The sequence below is a fragment of the Pseudoalteromonas shioyasakiensis genome, from assembly GCF_024518675.1.
Taxonomy (GTDB): domain Bacteria; phylum Pseudomonadota; class Gammaproteobacteria; order Enterobacterales; family Alteromonadaceae; genus Pseudoalteromonas; species Pseudoalteromonas shioyasakiensis_B.
The window spans coordinates 251,205-273,819 of sequence record NZ_JANIGL010000003.1 but is presented as its reverse complement, the minus strand read 5'-3'; the positions used below and the strand labels follow the sequence as shown (position 1 = coordinate 273,819).

General features: G+C 40.5%; 25 protein-coding genes. 23 read left to right on the top strand and 2 right to left on the bottom strand.

Translation table 11 applies throughout. The annotated features are described in order from the left end of the window. Window positions 1-921, bottom strand: coding sequence for a dialkylrecorsinol condensing enzyme (locus NQT69_RS10700; protein ID WP_256827663.1), 921 nt, complete (start codon window positions 919-921; stop codon window positions 1-3). A gap of 83 nt (window positions 922-1,004) precedes the next feature. On the opposite strand from NQT69_RS10700, the gene NQT69_RS10695 reads away from it, so the two are divergent. Next, window positions 1,005-1,445, top strand: coding sequence for a DUF2141 domain-containing protein (locus NQT69_RS10695; RefSeq protein WP_256827662.1), 441 nt, complete (start codon window positions 1,005-1,007; stop codon window positions 1,443-1,445). Between the two features lie 51 nt (window positions 1,446-1,496). Here the strand turns inward: NQT69_RS10695 and NQT69_RS10690 are convergent, their stop codons facing one another. Continuing rightward, window positions 1,497-2,315, bottom strand: coding sequence for a HEAT repeat domain-containing protein (locus NQT69_RS10690; protein WP_256827661.1), 819 nt, complete (start codon window positions 2,313-2,315; stop codon window positions 1,497-1,499). Window positions 2,316-2,550: 235 nt separating this feature from the next. Here NQT69_RS10690 and NQT69_RS10685 point away from each other — a divergent pair, with 235 nt between their 5' ends. From NQT69_RS10685 to NQT69_RS10580, 22 genes are all read left to right on the top strand, one after another. Then, on the top strand, window positions 2,551-4,584 hold the full coding sequence (locus NQT69_RS10685) for an FAD-dependent oxidoreductase (protein WP_256827660.1): 2,034 nt from the start codon (window positions 2,551-2,553) through the stop codon (window positions 4,582-4,584). Window positions 4,585-4,627: 43 nt separating this feature from the next. Continuing rightward, the gene (locus NQT69_RS10680) at window positions 4,628-5,551 is read left to right on the top strand and encodes an ABC transporter ATP-binding protein (RefSeq protein ID WP_256827659.1); all 924 of its coding nucleotides are present in this window, start codon (window positions 4,628-4,630) and stop codon (window positions 5,549-5,551) included. Beyond that, window positions 5,545-6,708 (top strand): ABC transporter permease, encoded by a 1,164-nt coding sequence (locus NQT69_RS10675; RefSeq protein WP_256827658.1) that lies wholly within the window; start codon window positions 5,545-5,547, stop codon window positions 6,706-6,708. Before NQT69_RS10680 ends, NQT69_RS10675 begins: the two co-directional genes overlap by 7 nt. After that, a complete protein-coding gene (locus NQT69_RS10670; RefSeq protein ID WP_055019111.1) occupies window positions 6,699-6,971 on the top strand; it encodes a hypothetical protein in 273 nt (90 codons plus the stop codon). The genes NQT69_RS10675 and NQT69_RS10670 overlap by 10 nt, the downstream gene beginning before the upstream one ends. Next, window positions 6,971-8,056 carry a beta-ketoacyl synthase N-terminal-like domain-containing protein gene (locus tag NQT69_RS10665; protein WP_256827657.1) on the top strand — a complete coding sequence of 362 codons (1,086 nt, stop codon included), beginning with the start codon at window positions 6,971-6,973 and terminating at the stop codon, window positions 8,054-8,056. The genes NQT69_RS10670 and NQT69_RS10665 overlap by 1 nt, the downstream gene beginning before the upstream one ends. Next, the gene (locus tag NQT69_RS10660) at window positions 8,057-8,581 is read left to right on the top strand and encodes a hypothetical protein (protein WP_256827656.1); all 525 of its coding nucleotides are present in this window, start codon (window positions 8,057-8,059) and stop codon (window positions 8,579-8,581) included. It begins immediately after the preceding gene. Between the two features lie 82 nt (window positions 8,582-8,663). Next, window positions 8,664-9,395 (top strand): beta-ketoacyl synthase chain length factor, encoded by a 732-nt coding sequence (locus tag NQT69_RS10655; RefSeq protein WP_256827655.1) that lies wholly within the window; start codon window positions 8,664-8,666, stop codon window positions 9,393-9,395. After that, window positions 9,374-10,168 (top strand): lysophospholipid acyltransferase family protein, encoded by a 795-nt coding sequence (locus tag NQT69_RS10650; protein ID WP_256827654.1) that lies wholly within the window; start codon window positions 9,374-9,376, stop codon window positions 10,166-10,168. Before NQT69_RS10655 ends, NQT69_RS10650 begins: the two co-directional genes overlap by 22 nt. Then, window positions 10,161-10,418 carry a phosphopantetheine-binding protein gene (locus NQT69_RS10645; RefSeq protein WP_087532151.1) on the top strand — a complete coding sequence of 86 codons (258 nt, stop codon included), beginning with the start codon at window positions 10,161-10,163 and terminating at the stop codon, window positions 10,416-10,418. The genes NQT69_RS10650 and NQT69_RS10645 overlap by 8 nt, the downstream gene beginning before the upstream one ends. A 51-nt stretch (window positions 10,419-10,469) precedes the next feature. Next, entirely contained in the window at window positions 10,470-10,724 is a 255-nt protein-coding gene (locus NQT69_RS10640) for an acyl carrier protein (protein ID WP_256828058.1), read from the top strand. Continuing rightward, window positions 10,724-11,290, top strand: coding sequence for a hypothetical protein (locus NQT69_RS10635; RefSeq protein ID WP_256827653.1), 567 nt, complete (start codon window positions 10,724-10,726; stop codon window positions 11,288-11,290). Before NQT69_RS10640 ends, NQT69_RS10635 begins: the two co-directional genes overlap by 1 nt. After that, the gene (locus tag NQT69_RS10630; protein WP_256827652.1) at window positions 11,274-12,614 is read left to right on the top strand and encodes an AMP-binding protein; all 1,341 of its coding nucleotides are present in this window, start codon (window positions 11,274-11,276) and stop codon (window positions 12,612-12,614) included. Before NQT69_RS10635 ends, NQT69_RS10630 begins: the two co-directional genes overlap by 17 nt. Beyond that, window positions 12,607-12,963, top strand: coding sequence for an ApeI family dehydratase (locus NQT69_RS10625; protein ID WP_256827651.1), 357 nt, complete (start codon window positions 12,607-12,609; stop codon window positions 12,961-12,963). Before NQT69_RS10630 ends, NQT69_RS10625 begins: the two co-directional genes overlap by 8 nt. Before the next feature lie 12 nt (window positions 12,964-12,975). Then, the gene (locus tag NQT69_RS10620; RefSeq protein WP_256827650.1) at window positions 12,976-13,713 is read left to right on the top strand and encodes a glycosyltransferase family 2 protein; all 738 of its coding nucleotides are present in this window, start codon (window positions 12,976-12,978) and stop codon (window positions 13,711-13,713) included. 15 nt (window positions 13,714-13,728) lie between these two features. Then, on the top strand, window positions 13,729-14,718 hold the full coding sequence (locus NQT69_RS10615) for an LpxL/LpxP family acyltransferase (protein WP_256827649.1): 990 nt from the start codon (window positions 13,729-13,731) through the stop codon (window positions 14,716-14,718). Window positions 14,719-14,738: 20 nt separating this feature from the next. Continuing rightward, window positions 14,739-16,289 (top strand): HAL/PAL/TAL family ammonia-lyase, encoded by a 1,551-nt coding sequence (locus NQT69_RS10610; protein WP_256827648.1) that lies wholly within the window; start codon window positions 14,739-14,741, stop codon window positions 16,287-16,289. A gap of 14 nt (window positions 16,290-16,303) precedes the next feature. Further along, a complete protein-coding gene (locus NQT69_RS10605; protein WP_256827647.1) occupies window positions 16,304-16,732 on the top strand; it encodes an acyl-CoA thioesterase in 429 nt (142 codons plus the stop codon). Further along, window positions 16,722-17,306 (top strand): outer membrane lipoprotein carrier protein LolA, encoded by a 585-nt coding sequence (locus tag NQT69_RS10600; protein ID WP_256827646.1) that lies wholly within the window; start codon window positions 16,722-16,724, stop codon window positions 17,304-17,306. Before NQT69_RS10605 ends, NQT69_RS10600 begins: the two co-directional genes overlap by 11 nt. Then, window positions 17,284-19,611 carry an MMPL family transporter gene (locus NQT69_RS10595; protein WP_256827645.1) on the top strand — a complete coding sequence of 776 codons (2,328 nt, stop codon included), beginning with the start codon at window positions 17,284-17,286 and terminating at the stop codon, window positions 19,609-19,611. Before NQT69_RS10600 ends, NQT69_RS10595 begins: the two co-directional genes overlap by 23 nt. After that, window positions 19,611-20,876 carry an NAD(P)/FAD-dependent oxidoreductase gene (locus NQT69_RS10590; protein WP_256827644.1) on the top strand — a complete coding sequence of 422 codons (1,266 nt, stop codon included), beginning with the start codon at window positions 19,611-19,613 and terminating at the stop codon, window positions 20,874-20,876. The genes NQT69_RS10595 and NQT69_RS10590 overlap by 1 nt, the downstream gene beginning before the upstream one ends. A gap of 77 nt (window positions 20,877-20,953) precedes the next feature. Further along, on the top strand, window positions 20,954-21,442 hold the full coding sequence (locus tag NQT69_RS10585) for a DUF3261 domain-containing protein (RefSeq protein ID WP_256827643.1): 489 nt from the start codon (window positions 20,954-20,956) through the stop codon (window positions 21,440-21,442). A 1-nt stretch (window position 21,443) separates the two neighbouring features. Next, complete coding sequence (locus NQT69_RS10580; RefSeq protein ID WP_256827642.1) at window positions 21,444-22,613, top strand: beta-ketoacyl-[acyl-carrier-protein] synthase family protein; 1,170 nt, start codon at window positions 21,444-21,446, stop codon at window positions 22,611-22,613. Window positions 22,614-22,615 lie beyond the last annotated feature (2 nt).

Here is a 22,615-nt window from a genome sequence, read left to right as displayed (position 1 = left end):
TTACTCTCCAGATGGCTCAGCAAAATAGGCTTTTTGCTTGGCTATTCTTTTTCTAGTTAAGGGGGCAATTAATTTTTTTATGAGTGCTGTTATTGGCACAACAGTAATGATTAAGGTCAGCAAAAATAACACATAGATCAATAGCCCACAACTTCGGCGCGTTGAATGCATCGGGCCAAGTGTAGCTAAAATTTTACTCCATATTTTAAAGCTATGTTGGCCTACACGTTCGCTGGCTATAAACTTTTCGTTCACCTTGACTGCGCCTAATCCTTTAAGCACGGGTTTATCTAATGTGTGCCCAGGGTCTAAGGTTAATAAGGCTTTTTTGATAGCAACGCCAAAACGACTTGCTGCGGTTATTTCGTGCTGTGCTACACCCGCTGCTGGCACCCAAGATACTGATTTCTTTTTCCCTGAAAACATCCAAAGTGGTGTGGCTAAAAAGCTAAAACCGGTGCCGCATTCATCACTCAGTACCACATTATCAATGAGCTTAGCGTTTACATTACTCAATAGTTGTTTCATTTTCTCTTGCGCGCTTAGCCACATACCACGACAACCAATTACGGTAATAACAGGTTTATTGTTGAGCAGCTTAATCGCTTGTTCAGACTGCATAAACGAAGATATAGGTAACGAAGGCGACAAAAACCATACTTGGTAAGTTAAAATAACTAGATCGTAGTCATCATGGGCAGGCGCTATGAGCTCCATTGGTTGCGGAGTCATTTTTACGCATTCAGGAAATATATGGAAAAAAGTTAAAAATGGCCAAGGGAAAGGAAAAGGCTGACTCGGTTTTAAATTAAGATAGTCGACGATTATATCGTCACCAGCTTTAATCGGTGCGACAATAGAGTCTGCTATTTGAGTGAGTTGACCCGTTTGCGAATAGTGAATAACGAGGACTTTACGCATCCTTTAACCTTTTGTAACTTCCTAAAAGTCCGCTATTATACCTAGATATAGGTACTCAAGCCATAGAAAGGAGCGTATAGGGCATGAAAAAATTCATTGGATTATTAGCCATCAGCTTAATGATGGGCCAAAGTGTCGCGAACGAGCAGCACACACTTAAGCTCTCGTTTGCCAAATTTAAACAGGTCACTGGTACGGTGCATTATCAAATTCTTGATTGCAGTAATGTGGCTTTAAGCTGGAAAGAGTTACCTAATCTAGTCACGCAAGAAGTAGCCGTTTCAGCCAGCTTACTCGAACAGTCAACTTCACTGCAGGCAGGCAGCTATTGTGTACGATTTTTTCAGGATTTAAATGGCAATGGTGAGCTAGACTTAGCTGCCAGTTCGATACCCAAAGAACCTGTTGGCTTTTCAAATAACCCAAATTTGATGTTTGGCCAGCCATCCCCTGAAGATGCTGTCTTTGAGTTTAGTCAAAATAGCGAGATTCAAATTAAAGTGAACAATAAAAAACGCCGCTAAAATGCGGCGTTATTAAGGTTTGTAGACCTTATAACGTCTACAGACCCTATATTATTGTAGTTGTTTTTCGACTTTGACTAGGTCAACAGTACCAGCTTGATAGTAAGGGCCTTTGCCTTCGATTTCGTCAGGACAATGCTTACGCACTGCGCGAATAGGGCTATTTTCTTCGGCATCTTCAATTAAGGCTTTATAGCGACCGTTTTTATCTGTTGCTAAGCCTTTACATATCCATGCGAGTGTATCGTATTGATGTTGTTGCCCCGTTTTGTAGTTTTGGGCAAAATATTCAGCCAGGGTGTCGCCAACTTGTTGCGAAGGAATACCACTTGTGGTGTATTTTTGCGCGAGCATTTTGATTTCAATTAAATTTCCTGAAGCAATATCAAACATTGCTTTATCATCACCAGTTAATGATGAACCGTTTGTAGCAGGGGCTTTTTGAATGCTCTTTAAATCAATACTACCAACAACGTATTGGCTCGCATCAGTAGAGGGTAAGCTTTTTAGTGAGCGTTTCGCGTATTTACGAACTTTTTTATGAGCATCACTGTTTACAATGCTAGTGAGTAACTCTCGGTAACGTGGGTTACCTGTTTCACCTAGTGCGCGACACGCCCATGCAATGGTATCGAGTTGATAATCCGGTGCATGTAAATAGTTTTGTGCGACAAATTCGGCTAGTACATCTAATACTTGAGCATTGTTGGTATTATTAGCGACTATTGATTGTGCGGCTTTTTTTACTTCGGTTAAATCACCAGAAACTAAACGATCATAATCGCGCTGCTCTATTGTTGTAAGGGCAAATGCTGAGCTTGATAGGGTTGCTAATGTTAAGCCAACCAATAAAGGCTTGAATGAAAACATAACCATTCCTTGTTGGTAGAATAAAATTAATAAAAACAGAGGGTACAAACGTTTTTATCCGTTAATTGAGTTTTATCATAATGCCGGTTTAGGTATTCAACAAGCCCTTACTTTTAATTTTGCCTATAAAATGCACTGTTTAATATGCTGCGAAGAAAATTAGTGGGTAATTTTTGCAGTCATTATTAAAGCTTGCTACTCTAGCGCGGTTTTGTACCACAGTTGTGTAGTTTGTATGTCATTCAGTCGATTATTTGCCCCTTATCATTTAGCTTTTACTACGCTGAAAAACCGCGTGGTAATGGGGTCTATGCATACAAATTTAGAAGAGCTACCAGATGGCTTTACTCGCCTTGCTGCATTTTACGGTGAACGTGCACAGGGTGGGGTCGGTTTAATAATCACAGGGGGGATTTCACCGAACCCCGAAGGCATACTGGCACCGAATAGGAGTGTACTTGATTGCCAAACTGGGGTGGCACAGCATAAGCTCATAACAGATGCCGTAAAACAACACGGTACTAAAATATGCATGCAAATACTCCACGCCGGTCGTTATGGCTATCAGCCTCAGCAAGTCGCGCCTTCGGCCATTCAGGCACCGATCAGTCCTTACACGCCAAAAGAATTAACCACCGCTGAAATAGAAAAACAAATAAATGATTTTGCGCAATGTGCAAAACTTGCTAAACAAGCAGGCTATGATGGCGTTGAGATCATGGGCTCAGAAGGTTATTTAATTAACCAGTTTATTGTTAAAGCGACCAATAAGCGTATTGATGAGTGGGGCGGGTGTTATGAAAATCGTATCCGTTTTGCGATTGAAATTGTAAAACAGGTTCGCCAAGCCGTAGGCCCTGAATTTTTATTAGTATTTAGGTTATCATTACTGGATTTAGTTGCAGATGGCAGCACTTTTGCTGAGGTATTACAGCTTGCACATGCGCTAGAGGATGCAGGAGTCGATATGCTCAACTCAGGCATAGGCTGGCATGAGTCACGCGTGCCGACCATTGTAACCAGTGTTCCTAGGGCGCTATTTACGTCATTGAGTCAACGTTTAAAGGCGGCGGTTTCGGTGCCGGTGATCACCAGTAATCGTATCAATACCCCGGAAGTCGCAGAGCAATTATTAGCGGACGAACACGCTGACTTTATTTCCATGGCGCGACCATTTTTAGCTGATAGCCAATTTGTTGCCAAAGCACATAACAACCAAAGTGCACAGATCAATACCTGTATAGCGTGTAACCAAGCTTGCCTCGATAATATTTTTGTTAATTTACCCGCTACATGCATTGTTAATCCTCGCGCATGTAATGAAACCTTAATGCCGACAGTTAAAGCTACACAAAGTAAACAGGTAGCTATTATCGGCGGTGGGGCTGCGGGCATGGCCTGCGCAATTTATGCTGCTGAGCGAGGCCATAAAGTGAGCTTGTTTGAACAAAGCAACCAGCTGGGTGGGCAACTTTTATTAGCGGCAAATATTCCGGGTAAAGAAGAGTTTAAAGAAACATTACGGTATTTTAAAAATCGTTTATCGAGCCTTAATGTTAAAGTTTGCATGAATACACAAGCGGATACTGCAACCTTGGCTCAGTTTGATCATTGTGTTGTTGCTACTGGGGTGAAGGGCTATACACCTGATATTGTGGGAATTGACGACCCGAAAGTGGTCGGCTATCAAGCAGTGTTAGATGGCAGTGTACCAATTAAAGGCAGTGTGGCGATTGTCGGCTCTGGTGGCATAGGTTTTGATGTTGCAAGTTTTATTACTGGCAATCAATCTGGACAGAGTGTGCAACAATCTGCTCAGGGGTTTTCGAATCAGTGGGGCATTGATTTAACAGTGAATTCACCAGGTGGTGTGATAAATAAACAGCCGAAAGCCGACAGTGCTGATACAGCACCTAAAGTGTACTTATTACAGCGAAAATTACGAAAGCATGGAGCTGACTTGGGGAAAACCACAGGTTGGATCCACCGTGAACATTTAAAACATCAAGGTGTTAAGATGTTAGCTGCGGTAAATTACACTAAAATTGATCAACAAGGGTTACATATCAGCGTACGAAAAAGAGAGCGGGTTTTGGCGGTTGACTATGTTGTGATTTGTAGTGGGCAAGAACCCGTATTACCTTGCATTCATCAGCAGCTAGATGAACTCTCTATTCCTGTAAGCTATATTGGTGGTGCATTAAAAGCCGAAAAACTAGATTTACAACGGGCTATTGGCGAGGCGTTTAACCTTGCGCAACGTTTATAATTAAAATAACAACAAGGACAGTAATCATGGCGCAGGATACCTTATGGCAAAAATAGCTCCTATCATGTTGGAACTACAACAACTTAGCTTTGCTTACAAAGGGGCTGAACGGTTGACGGTTGATGCTGTCTCATTGCAGTTAAAACAAGGTACATGCACCGCTATTTTAGGCCCAAATGGCGCAGGTAAATCGACATTAATTTCGTTAATGACTGGCTTGTTAGCCCCTGCAGCAGGACGGATAGAGTACCCGCATTATCAACAGTTAAGCCTAAAACAGGCAATAGCAAAAAAAGTGGCTTTAGTACCACAAGATTTTGCCTTTTATGAAGAGCTAACTGTGTATGATAATCTTGCCTTTTTTGTTGCAATAAGTGAAAAAAATCGTCGCCTACATGCTCAGTATATTGAATCCGCAATTGCTGCCTGCAATTTACAAGCGGTTACTAATAAACGAGCAAGTACACTTTCAGGTGGCTATAAACGGCGTTTAAATATCGCAATCGCACTGAGCAAACAACCTGATATTATATTTTTAGATGAGCCGACTGTGGGAATCGATCCGCTCTCTCGTGATGCCATTATTAGTTTGTTGCAGGATTTAAAAAAACAAGGAAAAACATTGATTTACACCTCGCACTTATTGTATGAAGTGGCGCAATTATGTGACGATGTAGTGTTTATAAAAGACGGTAAAGTTGTCGCCAACCAAGCTATTAATAGTGCTCAACTCACGCTTAACTTTACCACAAGAAACCGTTTATCTCAGGTGCAGTTAGCGTTATTTACAGAGCAATTAACAGTGATTAGTGAGGCTCACTATCAGTTGACTATTTCAGACACCAAGCTACTTGGCAGTCTTTTTAGTGCTTTAAGTCAGCTCAGTGATGAAATAAAGTCTGTTAATTTTTCTGATAACCAAATTGAGCTGCTTTATCGGGCGTTGTTTTCGGAGCAGGCATGTTAATTCACACACTGAAAAAAGAAGCGCGCTTAATTGCTAATGATTTGCACAGTTTAGCAGTATTATTGCTTATGCCTATTGTGTTCATGGTGATTATGACCATGGCAAGTAGTCAGTCACAACAAAGTATACAGCAGAACTTGGTACTGTCAGTGGCGGGTGAAAATAATAGCCAACACAGCCTGGTTATTACTAAGTTACTGCAAGCACAAGGGTTTATCATTAGCGCTAATAAAAGCAGAACCGAGCAAGTCAGTCAGTTGATTATCAACCCGCAGTTTGATCAACAAATCCTTATGCGCCAAGGTACAAGCCAGTTACAACTTATTATAAGTGATGATCTTGCCCCACAAACACGTTTATTACTGCGAGAAAAAGTGAAAGCGTGTTTGGCACAACTGAAACTTTATTTATATATGCTCGAAACCGGTGATTTAGACGCCGATGCCGTTATTGATGAGCAAATAAACGCAGTAATCACAGCATCTGATGTCAATTATTTACTTATTGATACGCCAGCAAAAGCGCTACACAACCCAGCATTAAATAGTATTCCTGCATGGTGGGTGTTTGGCGTGTATTTTATTGTGTTACCAGTCTCTTTAACTTTTATAAACGAGCGAAATAATGGCACCTTAGTGCGGTTAAAAACCTACCCTATTAGCATGGCGCGTTACTTTTATAATAAAGCATGTGCCTATACACTCGTAAGCTTAGTGCAAACAGTGTTATTAGCGTTAATAGGCTGCGTGGTGATCCCGTATTGTTTAGACTTGCCGCTACTATCTCTAAACAGCTTGAGCTTGTCTGTGATTGCATTAATCAGTTTGAGTGTTGCGGCTATTTCCTTTGCATTATTTTTAGCCAGTTTAGTATCAAGCTATGAGCAAGCTATTGTTGTTGGGGGAGGGGTGAATATCATCCTAGCGGCATTGAGTGGCTTTATGGTGCCGCTTGAGATCATGCCAAGCAACCTTGCAGCACTGGCAAATGGTTCGCCTATGTATTGGTCAGCACAAATTTTAAGGCTGATAATGGGCGAGACAATGACACACAGTTTTTGGCATTACAGCGTATTACTTTGGGGTTTTTCATTGTCATGCTTTAGTGCCGCTCTATGGATATTTAATAAAAAAATGAGGAATTTGACATGGAATTAGCAGAGCTAAAACTACAATTAAAGCAGCTGATTATTACCGAGTGTGACAAAGAAGATGATTTTGCCCCTGAAGACATTATCGACTCAGAGCCTTTATTTGGTAGTCAGTCACGCATAAATTTAGACTCATTAGACGCGTTGCAATTATCTTTAGTACTAAAGCAGCATTTTGGTATTAAAGTTGAGGGCTCGAAAGAAACCCGCAAGCATTTGCAGTCTATTGATACTATTGTTGATTTTATTGTTAGTGAGCGCGAAAAATAATGACTTTACGCAGTGTCTATTTAAATGCCAGTGAAGTGATGTGTGCAGCGTTAGGCACTGAAACAAGCAATAATGTACAGACTAACGAAAGTGAAGTAGTGGCGTTTAAATCATTTAGAAATGAAATAGACAACTGTCAATTTGGCGACATTTTAGCTTACTTTGATCAATTGCTATTGCCGCTGTTTGCAAAACTTTCATTAACTGCTGAGGATCTTAAAACCACCTCTTTGTTTTTAGGTTCAACATCATTAGATATCAGTGCAGTTGATATTGGTGCCAGTGATGAACTTTGGCTCTCTACGACCAACAAAATAAATCGTGCTTTAGTTCAACGTTATGGCCTCAATGATTTAGAATTTACTTTTAGTACGGCCTGTACTGCTAGCGCTAATGCATGTTTATACGCAACACGCTTAATTGCCCAAGCTAAAATAGACAATGCGCTAGTCATTGGCTGTGAGTTTTATAATCCTTTAACAGTCGAAGGGTTTAAGTCGCTAGATTTGATTAGTCAATCTGGCTTAGCTGCATTTGCTAAAGGGCGCTCCGGTCTGGTGTTAGGAGAAGGCCTTGCTGCATTGTATCTATCTGCAAACGCAGCTGAGCAGTGTCAGTTTAAGTTATTAGGTGGTGCTTCTGCGTGTGATACTTACAGTTTAACTATGACGCAAGAAGACGGCAGTCATATTGCGCAAGTGATCAGCGATGCGCTTAGCGATGCCGGTATTAGCGCTGGCGAGATTGATGTTGTTAAGGTTCATGGCACAGCAACGCTTGGTAACGATGAAGCAGAGTGCAACGCATTAACAAGGGTTTTTAACCAGCACCAACCACCTTTAATCGCTTTCAAGCCTTTTACAGGTCACACCTTGGGAGCGTGTGGTGTTATTGAAATAGCCTTGTACCAGCAATGTCAGCAACAACAAAATTACGCAGTGGCAAGTTATGCTCACGATAGCAAAGAATTAATGTGGCCGTTTTATGTAAAGCCAGACTTTACGCAGGTAAACACTGTGCTACTTAACTACTTTGGTTTTGGTGGCAATAACGCAGCGTTAGTGATGCAAAGGCATAAGGCTTAGATGATGAACGTACTTGCAAACTCATTAGTTAGTTTAGATAAATCATTGGATATAAAAGCACTGCGCCAGAAAATAAAACAAGAGACAGGTTTAAGTGTTCGTAGAATGGATGCATTTACACTTATTGCCTTACTGGCCGTTTTTAGGGCAAAACAGGGCGTTGATTTAACCTCGCGGATTGGTTTGTACGGTTGCGCTGATTATTTTTCTAGTGATTTAATGCAATCTATGTTGTTTGACGTGCACAACCGAGAAGCCATTAAGCCGCTTAGCTTTGTTGCGAGTGTGGGCAATGCCGCTAATTATTACCTTGCCAGTGCTTATTCTATTACTGGGCCTAATTTATTTATTGGCTCAGATAAGTTAGGAATGGAAAAAAATCAATTGCTAGCGCAGGCTGATATCCAAAGTGGGATCATTGATATTGCTATCTTAGTAATGTGGCAAGAAGATGACAAAACACGGCAATGTTCAGTTAAAATTATAGAAAACGCAGATTTTTCCAACGAACGTGATAAAGATTAGTGTGTTTCCCTTGAATCAAAACATGCACAACTGTAGAATCTAGCCTCTTTTTGTCATCACCTTTGTAATAAGGATTGTTACGTTGAAATTTGCTATAAAAAAATGCATAGCTTGGGGCGACGGTAAAACTAGCGCCGAGGATTGGTATGCGTTTGCTAATAACAATAGTTTAAACACTGAAACGTTAACACTTCCTGAATTAAAACAAATGCCTGCTATGCAGCGCAGACGTCTTAGTCCGTTTGCTAAGTTGACACTACACTGCGCACTTACAGCCAGTGAATCTTATGAACAAACAGTACCCAGCGTATTTTCATCTCGTCATGGTGATTTACATAAAACCAGCAAATTAATTGCTGATGTGGCAAGTAAAGAGCCATTGTCTCCAACCCATTTTGGTTTATCTGTTCATAATGCTGTAGGTGGGTTATTTAGCATCTTTACTGGTAATAAAGCGCCTTTGTCAGCAGTGTCGGCTGGCGAAGATAGTTTTTTTATGGGCTTGGTTGATGCGGTCTCAAAATTATATGCTTACAATTATGACCGTATTTTATATGTATATAGCGATTTAGCTGTACCTGAGCAATACCAACCTTATATACAGCAAAGTCATGATAACGTTGCTGTGGCTTTATTAATCGAGAAAAGCACATCGCAAGCATGCGTTAATTTAGAGTTTACCAGCCATGACCTGCCCAACAGTGCTGAGTCATCGCAGTTACAGGCATTGGCTTTTTTGCGTTTTTATTATTCAAATAATCAACAGTTAGCCCTTGATTCAAAGCGATATCAATGGCAATTAAGCCGCGTATGAAAGCCGCACTCATAAAACTATACCGCGTCATAGCAACGGGCAGTGCGTTTGCCTTATTTAGCGGTGGAGGCTTGGTTTTATCGGTTTTGGTGTTTTCGATTCAACGCTTACTTTATGCTGATATAAACCAACGAAATCAAACCGCACGCACAGCGGTGCATTATTCGTTTAAATTCTTTGTCGGTTATATGCGCCTTGTTGGTATTTTGCGAATTGATCTTGATAAATTAGATACAATAAAAAATGCGAAAGGACAGCTAATTATCGCCAATCACCCTTCTTTAATTGATGTGGTGGTATTAATTTCGATAGTCAGAAATGCAGATTGTGTCGTCAAAGCGGACCTTTGGAAAAATCCCTTCTTAAAAGGAGTGGTAAAGGCTACGGGCTATATTAACAATGATGCTGATCCTGAATATTTTTTAAATCAGTGTCAGCAAAGTTTTGCCCGTGGTAATAACTTGATTGTATTCCCTGAAGGCACGCGAAGTGTACCCGGGCAGCCATGGAAATTTAAACGAGGTGTAGCCAATATCGCGCTTCGTACTGAAGTCGATATGCTGCCGATTTTGATTGATGTATCACCGGTCACGCTGACCAAGGGACAAAAGTGGTATCAAGTGACTGATCGTCGCTTTACCTTTAAAATGCGTGTACTACCGGTTTATGAGATAAAACCTTATTTACAAGGTGATCATGTAACGAACACTGTTAGACAACTAACACGCGACTTACAAGCTTATTTTAACGAGGAAAAATTAAAACATGAGTGATTTAAGCACTGAAGTAAAACAACTAATCATTGAAACCCTTGATTTGGAAGATATCGAAGCATCAGATATTAATGATGATGAAGCGTTATTCGTCGATGGTTTAGGCCTTGATTCAATTGATGCACTTGAATTAGGTGTTGCGATTAAAAAAGCTTATGACGTAAAAATTGATGGTAATACCGACGACAGTAAAAAACATTTTTACTCGGTTAAAACCTTGTGTGATTTTATTGCCTCAACACGGGCATAATAAACTGCAGTCACTCTGCATTGTTTGGAAGTAACTATGAGTAATGAAAACATGAATAATGGCGATAAAATTTTTGCAATGCTAAGCGAAATCCTACAACAGGATTTTGAAATAGATGCAGAAGATATTACCCGCAGCGCGAATTTATATGAAGATCTTGACTTAGACAGCATTGATGCGGTTGATTTGGTCGTTAAATTACGTGAGCAAACGGGTAAAAAAATCGAGCCAAATGACTTTAAACAAGTTCGTACAGTGCAAGACGTCATTGATGCTGTTGAAAAACTGATGACAGCAGACGCTTAATGAACAAAGCCGTGCTAGTTGGGTTACTTTTTTTATATCCACTAGCCGTGTATTTTGGCTTGCAGTTTAGCGAGCCTGCGTTAATTGCTGCACTTTTTATTGTGGTGCTTTTAGCGCGATACTGGTTAACAAAAAGCAATATAGTTAATTTTGCACACATGAAAATAATAACTATCAGTGGTATAGCTTTATTAGGTTTTGCGACTTTTGCTAACTCTGAATTGGCACTGAAGTTTTACCCAGTGGTAATAAGTAGCTGCTTTTTAGCTGTCTTTGCTTATTCACTTTACAACCCACCTAGTTTTATTGAAGTGATTGCCAGTAAATTTGAAACGCTTGACGAGCACGCCAAGCGTTACACCCGTACAGTAACAAAAGTATGGTGTGGATTTTTTATCATTAATGGATTAATTGCGACAGCAACGATTTTTCATCCAGATCCAGTGGTTTGGCTAACCTATAATGGTTTAATTTCCTATTTGTTAATGGGGATATTAATGGCCGTAGAATTTATAATAAGAAAGTTTCAAAAGGCAAAAAATAAATCAAATGAAATGGCCGACTAACAAGACCTACTTTTATTGTCAAAATCATGGCTATGCCATTTGGCAACAGCAAGTACATGCCCATGCACGCGTATTTACTGCACGTGATGAACAAACATGGTTATTATTTGATGCTGACAGTTACCAGTTCAGTGTTTTGTTTTTTGCGTTATTAGCCGCAAACAAGTCCATTGTATTGCCACAAAATGGGCAACAAGAGCAGCTTGCGCAGTGCTTAGCGCAAGCTGAGGCGTTCACTGGCGAAGCCGATAACACCTTTGCAGAAGTGGCTTTTAATAAACACATTCGTGTTGAGCATGCGGTAAATACTGCCATTGAGCTTGATGAAAACGCCGCGATTCGATTTTTTACCTCTGGCTCAAGTGGGACGCCAAAAGCAATTGATAAAACCTTTTCCCAGTTATTGATTGAAGTTAAAGAGTTGGAACAGCAATTTGCTGATCAAATGCAACAAACCATGATGGTTGCCACGGTGTCGCATCAGCACATTTATGGTTTATTGTTTAAGGTTTTGTGGCCACTGTATAGTGGGCGTGATGTCTGTTTTAATAGCTTTGATTACCCAGAGCATTTACTGCACTTTATAAATCAACAAAATGATGACCATGACTTTGTTGTGATCAGCAGCCCTGCTTATTATCATCGATTAGTACAAGATAATGTGCTTGTGGCTATAAAGCATAAAATACGTGGATTATTCTCATCAGGTGGGCCACTAAAAACCGCCGCGGCTATGCAATTGGCGAGTCAACTTGGTGATTCGCCAATAGAAGTGTTAGGCAGTACAGAAACCGGTGGAATTGCTTGGCGTAAACAAAACGGCCAGGGTCACTGGCAGGCTTTTTCAACAATTAAGCTTAAACTCGATGATTGTCAGCGACTTATTATTTCATCTCCTTATGTTGATGATGGGCAGTGGTATCAAACGGATGACCGGGTGCAGTTATTGACAAACAACCAGTTTAATTTATTAGGTCGCGCTGACCGGATTGTCAAAATAGAAGAAAAACGTTGTTCACTCGATGAAATAAGCCTCAGAGTAAACCAGTCTGATTGGGTTGTAGATAGTTATGTTTTATTACTGCAACATGATACAAGTACTGGCAAGCGAGATGAAATTGCCGCTGTATTAGTATTAACAGAGGCTGGTGAGCAGGCATTAGAGCAGCTTGGCAAATTTAAGTTTTCTCAAGTATTAAAAACACATTTAAAAGCATTTTTCGAACCCTTAGTGATACCTAGAAAGTATCGTTATTTAACTGAGTTACCATATAACTCGCAGGGTAAACTTAATAAAGCGCAGTTGGAGAAGTTGTTTGACTGATTTTGTATATAAACCGGATTGTCAGCTGATTGAGCAAAGTGATGAGCACGTTTTGCTAAAGTTAACAATTCCTGAAAATCTCTATTATTTCCAAGGCCATTTTCCTCAGGCGGCTATTTTACCTGGTGTAGCACAGCTTGACTGGGTGATGCACTATTTAACAGAGTTTATGGCGGTCGATTGCACTAAAACAGTGTCGATTGATGCCCTGAAATTTCAAATTATTGTACAGCCTAATTATGTGGTTGATCTGCGTTTGAAAAAAATCAAAGCAAATAAATTTAGCTTTAGCTACAGTTCCACACATGGTCAGCATGCCTCTGGCAAAGTGGTACTTGCAGATGATTAAGGCGAACTGGTCATGAGCAGCCAATACGGATTTGTGATCCCAAATTACAATCATCATTTAGTGATTCGCGATACCATCGCAGCTTTAGTTAGTTTTAATTTACCAATTATTTTGGTCGATGATGGCAGTAATCAACAAACTCAAACAGTGTTAGAGGATGTTGAGCGAGAGTTTGCTCTGGTCACGCTTGTTCGTAGAACACAAAACGGTGGTAAAGGTGCTGCTGTACAAACAGGGTTAGCTCATGCCCACCAAGCAGGATGGAGCCATGCTATACAAGTTGATGCGGATGGTCAGCACGACTTGAATGATGTAGAGCAACTAATCTCGCGCTCTAAGTTTGCTCCCACGGCATTGGTCAGCGGTCAGCCTGTTTATGATGAGTCAATATCTAAAGGGCGTTATTACGGTCGTTTTATCACTCATTTTTGGGTCTATATTGAAACGCTTTCTTTCAAAATTAAAGACACTATGTGTGGTTTTCGGGTTTATCCGTTAGCTGCTTATGCGCAGTTAATAAATAACACGCGCTTAGGCAATAAGATGGATTTTGATATTGAGGTCATGGTAAAGCTTTATTGGCAGGGCACACCCGTTGAGTTCATTAAAACTAAAGTGTTGTACCCAGAAAATGGTGTATCCCACTTTAATGTATGGGAAGATAACGTTTTGATATCAAAAATGCATACGCGTTTATTTTTTGGTATGTTGCTGCGTTTACCTCGGCTCATCGTGAATAAATTTAAATAGGAAGTAATAAACACAGTGTCAGATAACAACAAACCACAGCAACCGCACAACGACAGTGCTTTTCATTGGTCACAATTAAAAGAGCGTGGCTCGATGTTTGGTATTGAAGTGTTAGTGTTTATTTATAAAGTATTTGGCAAATGGTTATTTAAAGTCGTATTAACGCCTGTGATGTTTTACTTTTATATTACGGGACGTTTATCACGACATGCGATTTGGCATTACTTAGACAATTTAAACACCAGCATGGGTGAGCAAAAGCGAGTCGGCTTAGCGCGCTTTAAGCAAGGTTTTAAATTGTATTTTTCATTTGGTATGGCAATACTCGATAAGTTTGATGCTTGGCTTGGTAAAGTAAATATTAAAGATATTGAAATTGCGACCCCTGACGGTTATCAAGAGTTAGTGCAAGCCAAAGGGGCGGTTATCTTTAGTGCTCATTTAGGTAATATGGAAATATGCCGCGCAATTTTTAGTATGGGTGATAATAAGCGTCCACTTAATGTGATCACTTATAATGAGCATACCCCGTCATTCAATAATTTCTTAAAGAAAGTAAACCAAGAAGCGGCCATTAATTTTATTCATATTAATAACTTCGGTCCTGATGACACGATTAAACTAAAACAAAAAATTGATGATGGTGAAGCAGTGGTCATCTTTGCTGATAGAACCTCGGTCAATAACCCAACAAGTGTGCATCAAGCGCCGTTTTTAGGGGAACAAGCCCCTTTTGCTGTTGGTCCATTCGCGCTGGCGAACATTATGGAATGCCCAGTGTTTTTAATGTTTTGCATTAATGAACACGGGCGCTATAGAACCTATATTGAGAAGTTTGCCGATCCCATTAAAGTAAAACGCAAAGAGCGCCAAGCGCATTTTCAAGCAATGGCAACAAAGTTTGCTGAGCGTCTTGAGTTTTATTGTAAAAAAGCGCCTTATCAATGGTACAATTTTTTTAACTTTTGGCAAAAAGCCAGCGACAAAGATTCAAAGCCTAGCTAAATATCTGGAGACAGTAGTAAATGGAAAACAATAAATCAACACACCTTTTATTTGGCGCAGGCCGTTTAACGATTGAAGACATTATTAGTGTTGTTAAAGAAGACCGCACCGTAGCGCTATCAGGTGATAGCCAGTTTGCTGAAAGAATTGATTCAGCCGTCGCTTTTTTAGATAAGCTTTTAGCTGAAGAAGGCCATATTTATGGTGTAACTACTGGCTATGGTGACTCGTGTACAGTAGAGATTCCGTTAGCATTAGTAAATGAGTTACCTATGCACCTTACACGCTTCCACGGTTGTGGCTTGGGTGATTTTTTTACGCCAGAACAAGGTAAATTGATTTTAGCTAGCCGTTTAGCGTCATTATCACAAGGCTATTCAGGTGTTAGCTGGGATTTACTAAAACTACTCGTTGAAATGATCAATCGTGATATTATCCCTGTTATCCCGCAAGAAGGATCAGTGGGTGCAAGTGGTGACTTAACGCCGCTTTCATATGTGGCAGGAAGTTTAATTGGTGAGCGCGACACCTATTATAAGGATCAAGTTGTTAACTCATTAGCGGCCTTTAAAGAAGAAGGTCTCGAGCCTATTACCTTACGTCCGAAAGAAGGCTTAGCAATAATGAACGGCACAGCGGTGATGACAGCGCTTGCTTGTCAGGCTTATGATCGTAGTGAATACGCAAGTCGTTTAATGACCCGTATTACCGCGCTCGCAAGTATTGCACTTAAAGGTAACAGCAATCACTTTGATGATATTCTATTCAGTGTCAAACCACATCCGGGTCAGCAAAATGTGGCAAAGCGCATTCAAACAGATTTAAATCATGTAGAACATCCACGTAATTCACATCGCCTACAAGATCGTTATTCAATCCGTTGTGCACCTCACGTTATTGGTGTTTTAGAAGACAGCCTACCGTGGCTGAGAAATATGATTGAAAATGAACTTAATAGTGCCAATGATAATCCGATTATCGATGGTGTCGGTGAACATGTGCTACATGGCGGTCACTTTTACGGCGGCCATATCGCCATGGCAATGGATTCAATGAAAAACTGTGTGGCTAACTTAGCAGACTTGGCTGATCGCCAAATTGCCACTCTAGTTGATGTGAAAATGAACCATGGTTTGCCGTCTAACTTAAGTGCAGCTTCAAGTGAACGTCGTTTTATTAACCATGGCTTTAAAGCAATTCAAATTGGTTGCTCTGCGTGGACCGCTGAGGCATTAAAATTAACCATGCCAGCCAGTGTTTTCTCACGTTCAACAGAGTGCCACAATCAAGATAAAGTGAGTATGGGAACCATTGCTGCACGTGATTGTTTACGTATCTTGCAACTGACTGAGCAAGTTTTAGCTGCGACTTTACTTGCGGCAGTACAAGGTGTGCGCATCCGTATTTTAAATAATGAAATAGATGCAGATTCACTTAACCCTGAAATCACCGCCATGATTGATGACGTAGCCAGTTTCTTTGAGCTATTAGAAGAAGATCGTCCAACTGATAAACTATTACGCCAAACCATTGAGTATATTCAAACTCAGCGTTGGGCGCTTTATCAATAACGCTAAGGGCTAAAATGAAAAAATCCAACGCTATTGTAACCGCTTATGTTGATATGGTGGTGCCATTTTATGATGTCGATCCAATGCGTATTGTGTGGCACGGTAACTATGTAAAATACATAGAAGATGCACGATGCGCATTGCTTGACAAAATTGGCTATAATTACAATACGATGGAACGCTCAGGTTATATGTGGCCGATTGTTGATATGCGATTAAAGTATGTCGCATCGGCTGTGTTTGGTTCGCAAATACGCATTCATGCGAGTTTGGTTGAGTTCGAAACACGGATCAAAATTGACTATAAAATTGAATGCTTAGACAGCCAGAAGGTGTTGACTAAAGCCTATACCATTCAAGTTGCCTTAGATTTACAAAATCAAGAATTGCAGTTTGAGTCTCCTGCTGTATTTACCGATAAAGTACGTGCATATGTTGAATAAATTTAACCATACATTATGGCTTGTAGCCATGTTGCTAGTTTGTGTGGCGACTAACTGTTTTGCGCAAACGGATTTTAGTGAGTTTGAAATTAAACAAGGAAAAGGGGAGTTTAGCCAAGCAAAGCAGTTCACCTTTTTAAAGCGAGCTATTAAATCACAAGGTGAATTTGTTATTTTTCAGCAACAAGTTTATTGGCATACGCTTTCGCCGGTGAAAAGTGAGCTCCTGGTTTTAGCTGATGGCATTTATCGTCGTAATGATGCTGAGCAAGATTACCAAGTATTGACTCAAGATAAACAAATAAATCAGTTATTAGCCAAGTTATTAAGTGGCCAGATTCAGAGCTCCGATTGGCAAATAACCGCACTAGAGCAAACCCGCTGTTACCAATTAGTGCCGACTTTGACTGAAGTTGCACAGATGTTTAAGCAAGTTAAACTGTGCCGAAATGGTGATAGCCAACGTGAGATAGTGATAACCGATCAACAAAATAATAATACCAACATCACGATGAAAATAATCACGAAGGAGCTTACTCAAGGTGACATGGATGCCGTTAAGCTCACGCACTAAGCTCGTTGTATGGTGCATACAGTTTGCCGTTTTATTAGCGGGATTGAGTTATTTATGGCTATTTAAGTCATTTACGATTGTTGCTGATCTCAATCAAATATTTAGCGTAGAACAAGATCCAGAAATACAACTCGTTAGTGACCAATTAGAACAACAGCAATTACGCCAGCATCTTTTATTAGTGGGCCATCAAGATAAAGCCTCGGCAATTAAATATGCCCAGAGAGCGGCTAAGTCATTAAATGAAATTACGGGTATTGCTGTTAAAGTAAAGTTTGATGCTTTACCCCAACTTGACTCAATAGTACGTGATTACCTTAATTATCCGCATGCTTTTATCAGTGAGCAATATCGATACTTGTTGCAAGCAAACGATAGTCAACGCTTATTCAATTACCAATTTAACCTCCTTAATGACGTGGCGTCGCCTTGGGTTTCAGCTACTTTGAAAAGCGACAAAACATTAGCCCTAGCCGACTTTTTTAATCAACAACGCTTACCTTCAGCACAACTTAAAAACCATGATGGCTTTTTAATTGCGACTAAAAGCGAGGCTTTAGAGCAGGTTCGCTATTATGTACTCGTAAACTTTATGAGTAATGGCACGGGTTTAGATTTAAATGTTGCGAAAAAGATTGCAGCAAACGTCGCTTCTCTTAGACAGCAAGCATTAACACAAGATACTGGTGTGGATTACTTGGCCACTGGGGCTGCTTTTTTTACTGCGAGTGCAAGCTCCAGTGCCCAAAGTGAAATGGCCCTATTTGGGGCAATTTCTATACTCGCAACCTTGTTATTGATCATGGTTATCTACCGAAGTGTATTGAGTGTGTTCTGCACGTTATTCGTCGTTTTGGTCAGTATGATTTATGGTTACACTGCACTGCGATTATTGTTTTCTGAGGTCAATGTTTTAACGTTAGTGTTTGCAGTGACGTTAATTGGTATAGCAGCCGATTATAGTTTTCATGCCCTAAGCGAATTGCGTTTTTCTCAAGCTAAAATAGCAAACCCATTGCACAATATTCGTAGTTCATTGTTATTAGGTTTTCTGACAACGACTGCCGGATATTTAATACTGGTGTTTACGCCATTAATATTATTTAAACAAATTGCGGTCTTCACCATGGCTGGGCTGCTGGGGGCTTTATTGTGTGTATTGTTACTCTACCCAAGTTTAATGCTATTAAAAGCTAAAAGTGCTATGCAGGTGCCGAACTTTATTACTGGATTGCATAACGTACAGCAAGTTTGGCTAAATAATAAGTTGGCGATGGGTTGGCAAATGCTATTCATCATAGTCGCATTATTTGGCTTAACGTTTTTAGATAATGATGATGATCCACGACATTTCTACAAAGTTCCCGATGATTTAATTACTCAGCAACAAACAATCAGCGATTTATTAGCAGCGCAATGGGACAGTTCATATCTGTTGATAGCCGGTGACAGCGAGCAGCAGGTGCTTAGGCAGATGGAGCAACTCTTACCACAGTTTGAGCAATTACAAGCAGACAAAGAGATTGCAGCGTATTCCAGTATCAGCCAATGGCTGCCGTCAATATCTATGCAAAAGAGTAATCAACAATTGCTAAGTGGTGCAGTCAATCGCGGGGATTTTACACAGTTAAACTCAATGCTTGGCTTTAACGCGGTAGCTAGGCCGTTAGATGACTACCAACAACTTGATTTTGCTACATGGCAAAACACTAAAGTAGCGCCTTTGTTTACTAACCAATGGTTGCAAATTGAGAATCGTTTTTACAGTGTGATTAAGTTAAAAAGTCTACAAAACGAAAGTGCGGTTAAAACCTTAGCTAACACTTATGCCGGTGTGTTTCTTATTGATAAAGTGGCCGATATTAGCGAGCAAATAGGGCAGTTTAGACAGCAATTAATTTTTATTTATGCCTTAGCTTTGGCTGCGGCTATGGCAATATTTTGGCTGCGTTATGGGTTGTTGAATGCCTTTGTTGCAGTGACTCGCCCGCTCATTGCAGTTCTAGTTGCACTTATTTTAAGTACATGGTTTTATGGCAGCTTAACGGTATTCAATTACGTGGCCGGAATACTTATCTTAGCCCTAGGTTTAGATTATTGTGTTTTTTATGCAGAGCATGGTTTGTGTAAAAAAATTACGCTGACAACCTGTATGTCAGCGTTGAGTTCATTGTTTGTGTTTGCAATCTTAATTGTTAGCTCAACGCCCGCGGTAAGCCAGTTTGGCTTTACTGTATTTATTGGTGTGGTTGTGGTGTTTTTGCTTGCGCCGCGCCTTGCTTTAGTATCGAAAAGGAACATTTAATGACATCAACTGATTATGATGTAACTATCATAGGTGCTGGCCCTTCAGGCACAGTGGCTGCGTGTTTGTTAATGCAGCATGGTTTAAGCGTGTGCCTTGTTGAGCGGGATGAATTTCCACGTTTTTCAATTGGTGAAAGTTTATTGCCGCAATCAATGGAATTCTTAGGTAAAGCGAACATGCTTGATGCCTTGTTAGACAATGCGGACGCACTTGGCTTTCAATTCAAAAATGGCGCCGCATTTTATCGTAGCGGCCACCATACTAACTTTAATTTTGAAGAAAAATTCAGTGATGGACCCGGCACAACATACCAAGTAAAGCGAGCTGAGTTTGATAACTTATTAGCACAAGAAGCGGTTAAACAAGGGGCTAAAATCCTCTTTGGCCAGCAAGTGACGGGTTTTAAAAGTGATGAAAATGCTACTTATTTAAATATTATTGATTTAAAAACGAAACAAGAAAATACCATTTCTGCAAAGTTCACCTTAGATGGCAGTGGGTTTGGTCGCGTACTGCCGCGTTTACTTGATTTAGAAGAGCCAAGTGAATTGACTCCTCGTAAGGCGGTATTTACCCATTTCAAAGATAATATTGATAACAGCCAGTTTGACCGTAATAAGATACTGATCACCGTACACCCTACAATCCCAGATATTTGGTACTGGGCGATCCCTTTTAGCGATAGCACAATTAGTGTGGGTGTTGTAGGTGAAACAGCACAAATTGAAAGGGCAGATCAAACACTTGAACAAACACTTTTAGACTTTATTCATGCAGATGACAACCTAAGCACATTGCTTGCTGATGCCCAAATTATTGCGCCTGTACGCACAATAGGTGGCTATTCAGCGAATGTAAAAGCACTACACGGTAATAAGTTCGCCTTACTGGGTAATGCTGGTGAATTTTTAGACCCGGTATTTTCATCTGGCGTTACAATTGCGTTAAAATCTGCAGTTCAAGCGACTGAATTGGTGGTGAAACAGCTTCAAGGTGAAACAATTGATTGGCAAACTCAGTACGAAGAGCCGCTGCGAGAAGGAATTGAAGTCTTTAAATACTTTGTTAACTCTTGGTATGACACGAGTTTACAGTCGGTGATCTTTTTTGCTGATGGTCAACCAGATGTAAAAGCCATGGTCTGTTCAATTTTAGCAGGGTACGCCTGGGATAAAAGCAACCCATTTGTTAAAAATACTAAACGTGGATTAAAGATTTTAGAACAAATCTGCGAGCCTGATAACAATGATAGTGTTGCTTAACTGTGTTGTTGATGTTGCGATTATTTAGACGAACGCTGTTGCCATTATGTGTGCTATTTATAGTTGGGTGCCAACAAATGGCCGCCAATCCTGTGGCAACGCCAATGTTTAATTTCATGCCTGTACCCACACAGCTGAATGAACAAGGCTGGCTCGAAAGATTTCAATTTTCAGGCATTGTTGATGAATCAATGTTGGTATCAACTGAGTTTACAACATCATCAATTAAAGTTGTTGCCCTTACTTTTGAAGGGGTGCCATTAACACAGCTGCAATTTGATACTCAAACTCATGAACTAACCACCTCGAATACGTTAGCGGTAGAGCTTGATGGCAAAAAAATTATTTACGATATGCAAAGTGCATTTTGGCCGTTGGCGATGCTTGAGCAAAACATGCTTGATAATAATCAGGTGATTGAGCTCGATAACACAGTAATGCGAACTCGGCAGTTTTATCGCAATGACACATTAGTCCGAGAAATCACGTATAATGGCGCTAGCACTCTACTGACAGAGTATGAGCAAAATTACCGCTTAAAAATAGAACGATTAGAAGAATATTAATATGCAACAACCGCTATTTATTAGCCACTATGCCATGGTTAACCCATTAGGGTGTGACAATAAAACAATTAAACGTAACTTGTTAGCAGGTAATCAAGACGGCATTGTTGTTAATAATGAACTACTTAATGAAGGACCAATTTATGTTGGTGCGGTGCAAGCAGCGTTACCTTCATTAGCGCAATATCCTCGTGAGTTTCATACCCGCAATAACCAATTAGCCGCTTTAGCACTCGATCAACTTATTACCCCTGTTAGCGAATTAAAACAGCAATATGGCCAACATCGCATTGCGGTAATTGTAGGTACAAGTACCTCAGGGATTGCGCAAGGCGAACAAGCTATGGTGCAACACTTAAAGCAAGGCGAGTTTGGGGGAAATTATCATTATCAGCAGCAAGAGATGGAAAATTTATCTCAGTTTATTAGTGTGTATTTAGGAGTGAAAGGGCCGGCTATGACCTTATCAACAGCTTGCTCTTCGAGTGCCAAAGCATTTGCTACAGCGCAAGAACTCATTGCAGCGGATCTTGCTGATGTTGCAATTGTTGGTGGCGTAGATAGTCTATGCGGTATGACTGTCAATGGCTTTACCGCATTGGCTTCAACCTCTGCTGGTATAAGCAATCCCTCAAGTAAAAACCGTGATGGTATCAATTTAGGTGAAGCTGCGGCATTATGCATAGTTGAAAAACAAGGTACAATTAAATTACTTGGCGTGGGAGAGTCTAGCGATGCGCATCATATGTCTGCCCCGCACCCACAAGGCGAAGGTGCAGTGGCAGCTATGCGAGCTGCTTTGTCTCGAGCAGGCTATCAACCAAGTGACGTTGATTATGTTAATTTGCATGGTACTGCAACCCCCAAAAATGATGAGATGGAAGCCATTGCCGTGGCTGAAGTGTTTGGTACTGACACACCCTGTAGTTCTTCTAAAGGCATGATAGGGCATACCTTAGGTGCAGCAGGCGCTACTGAAATCGGTTTATGTTGGTTGCTACTTGGTGAGACTGAATTTGCCCCGCATATTTGGGATGGCGAAGCGGATCCAGCATTGCCGACAATTAATCTCGTGCCAGTAGGGGCGAAGAGCGAAGCAAAAATTAAAACATGCCTGTCAAACTCGTTTGCTTTTGGCGGCAATAACGTCAGTGTATTAATCGGATTATAAGA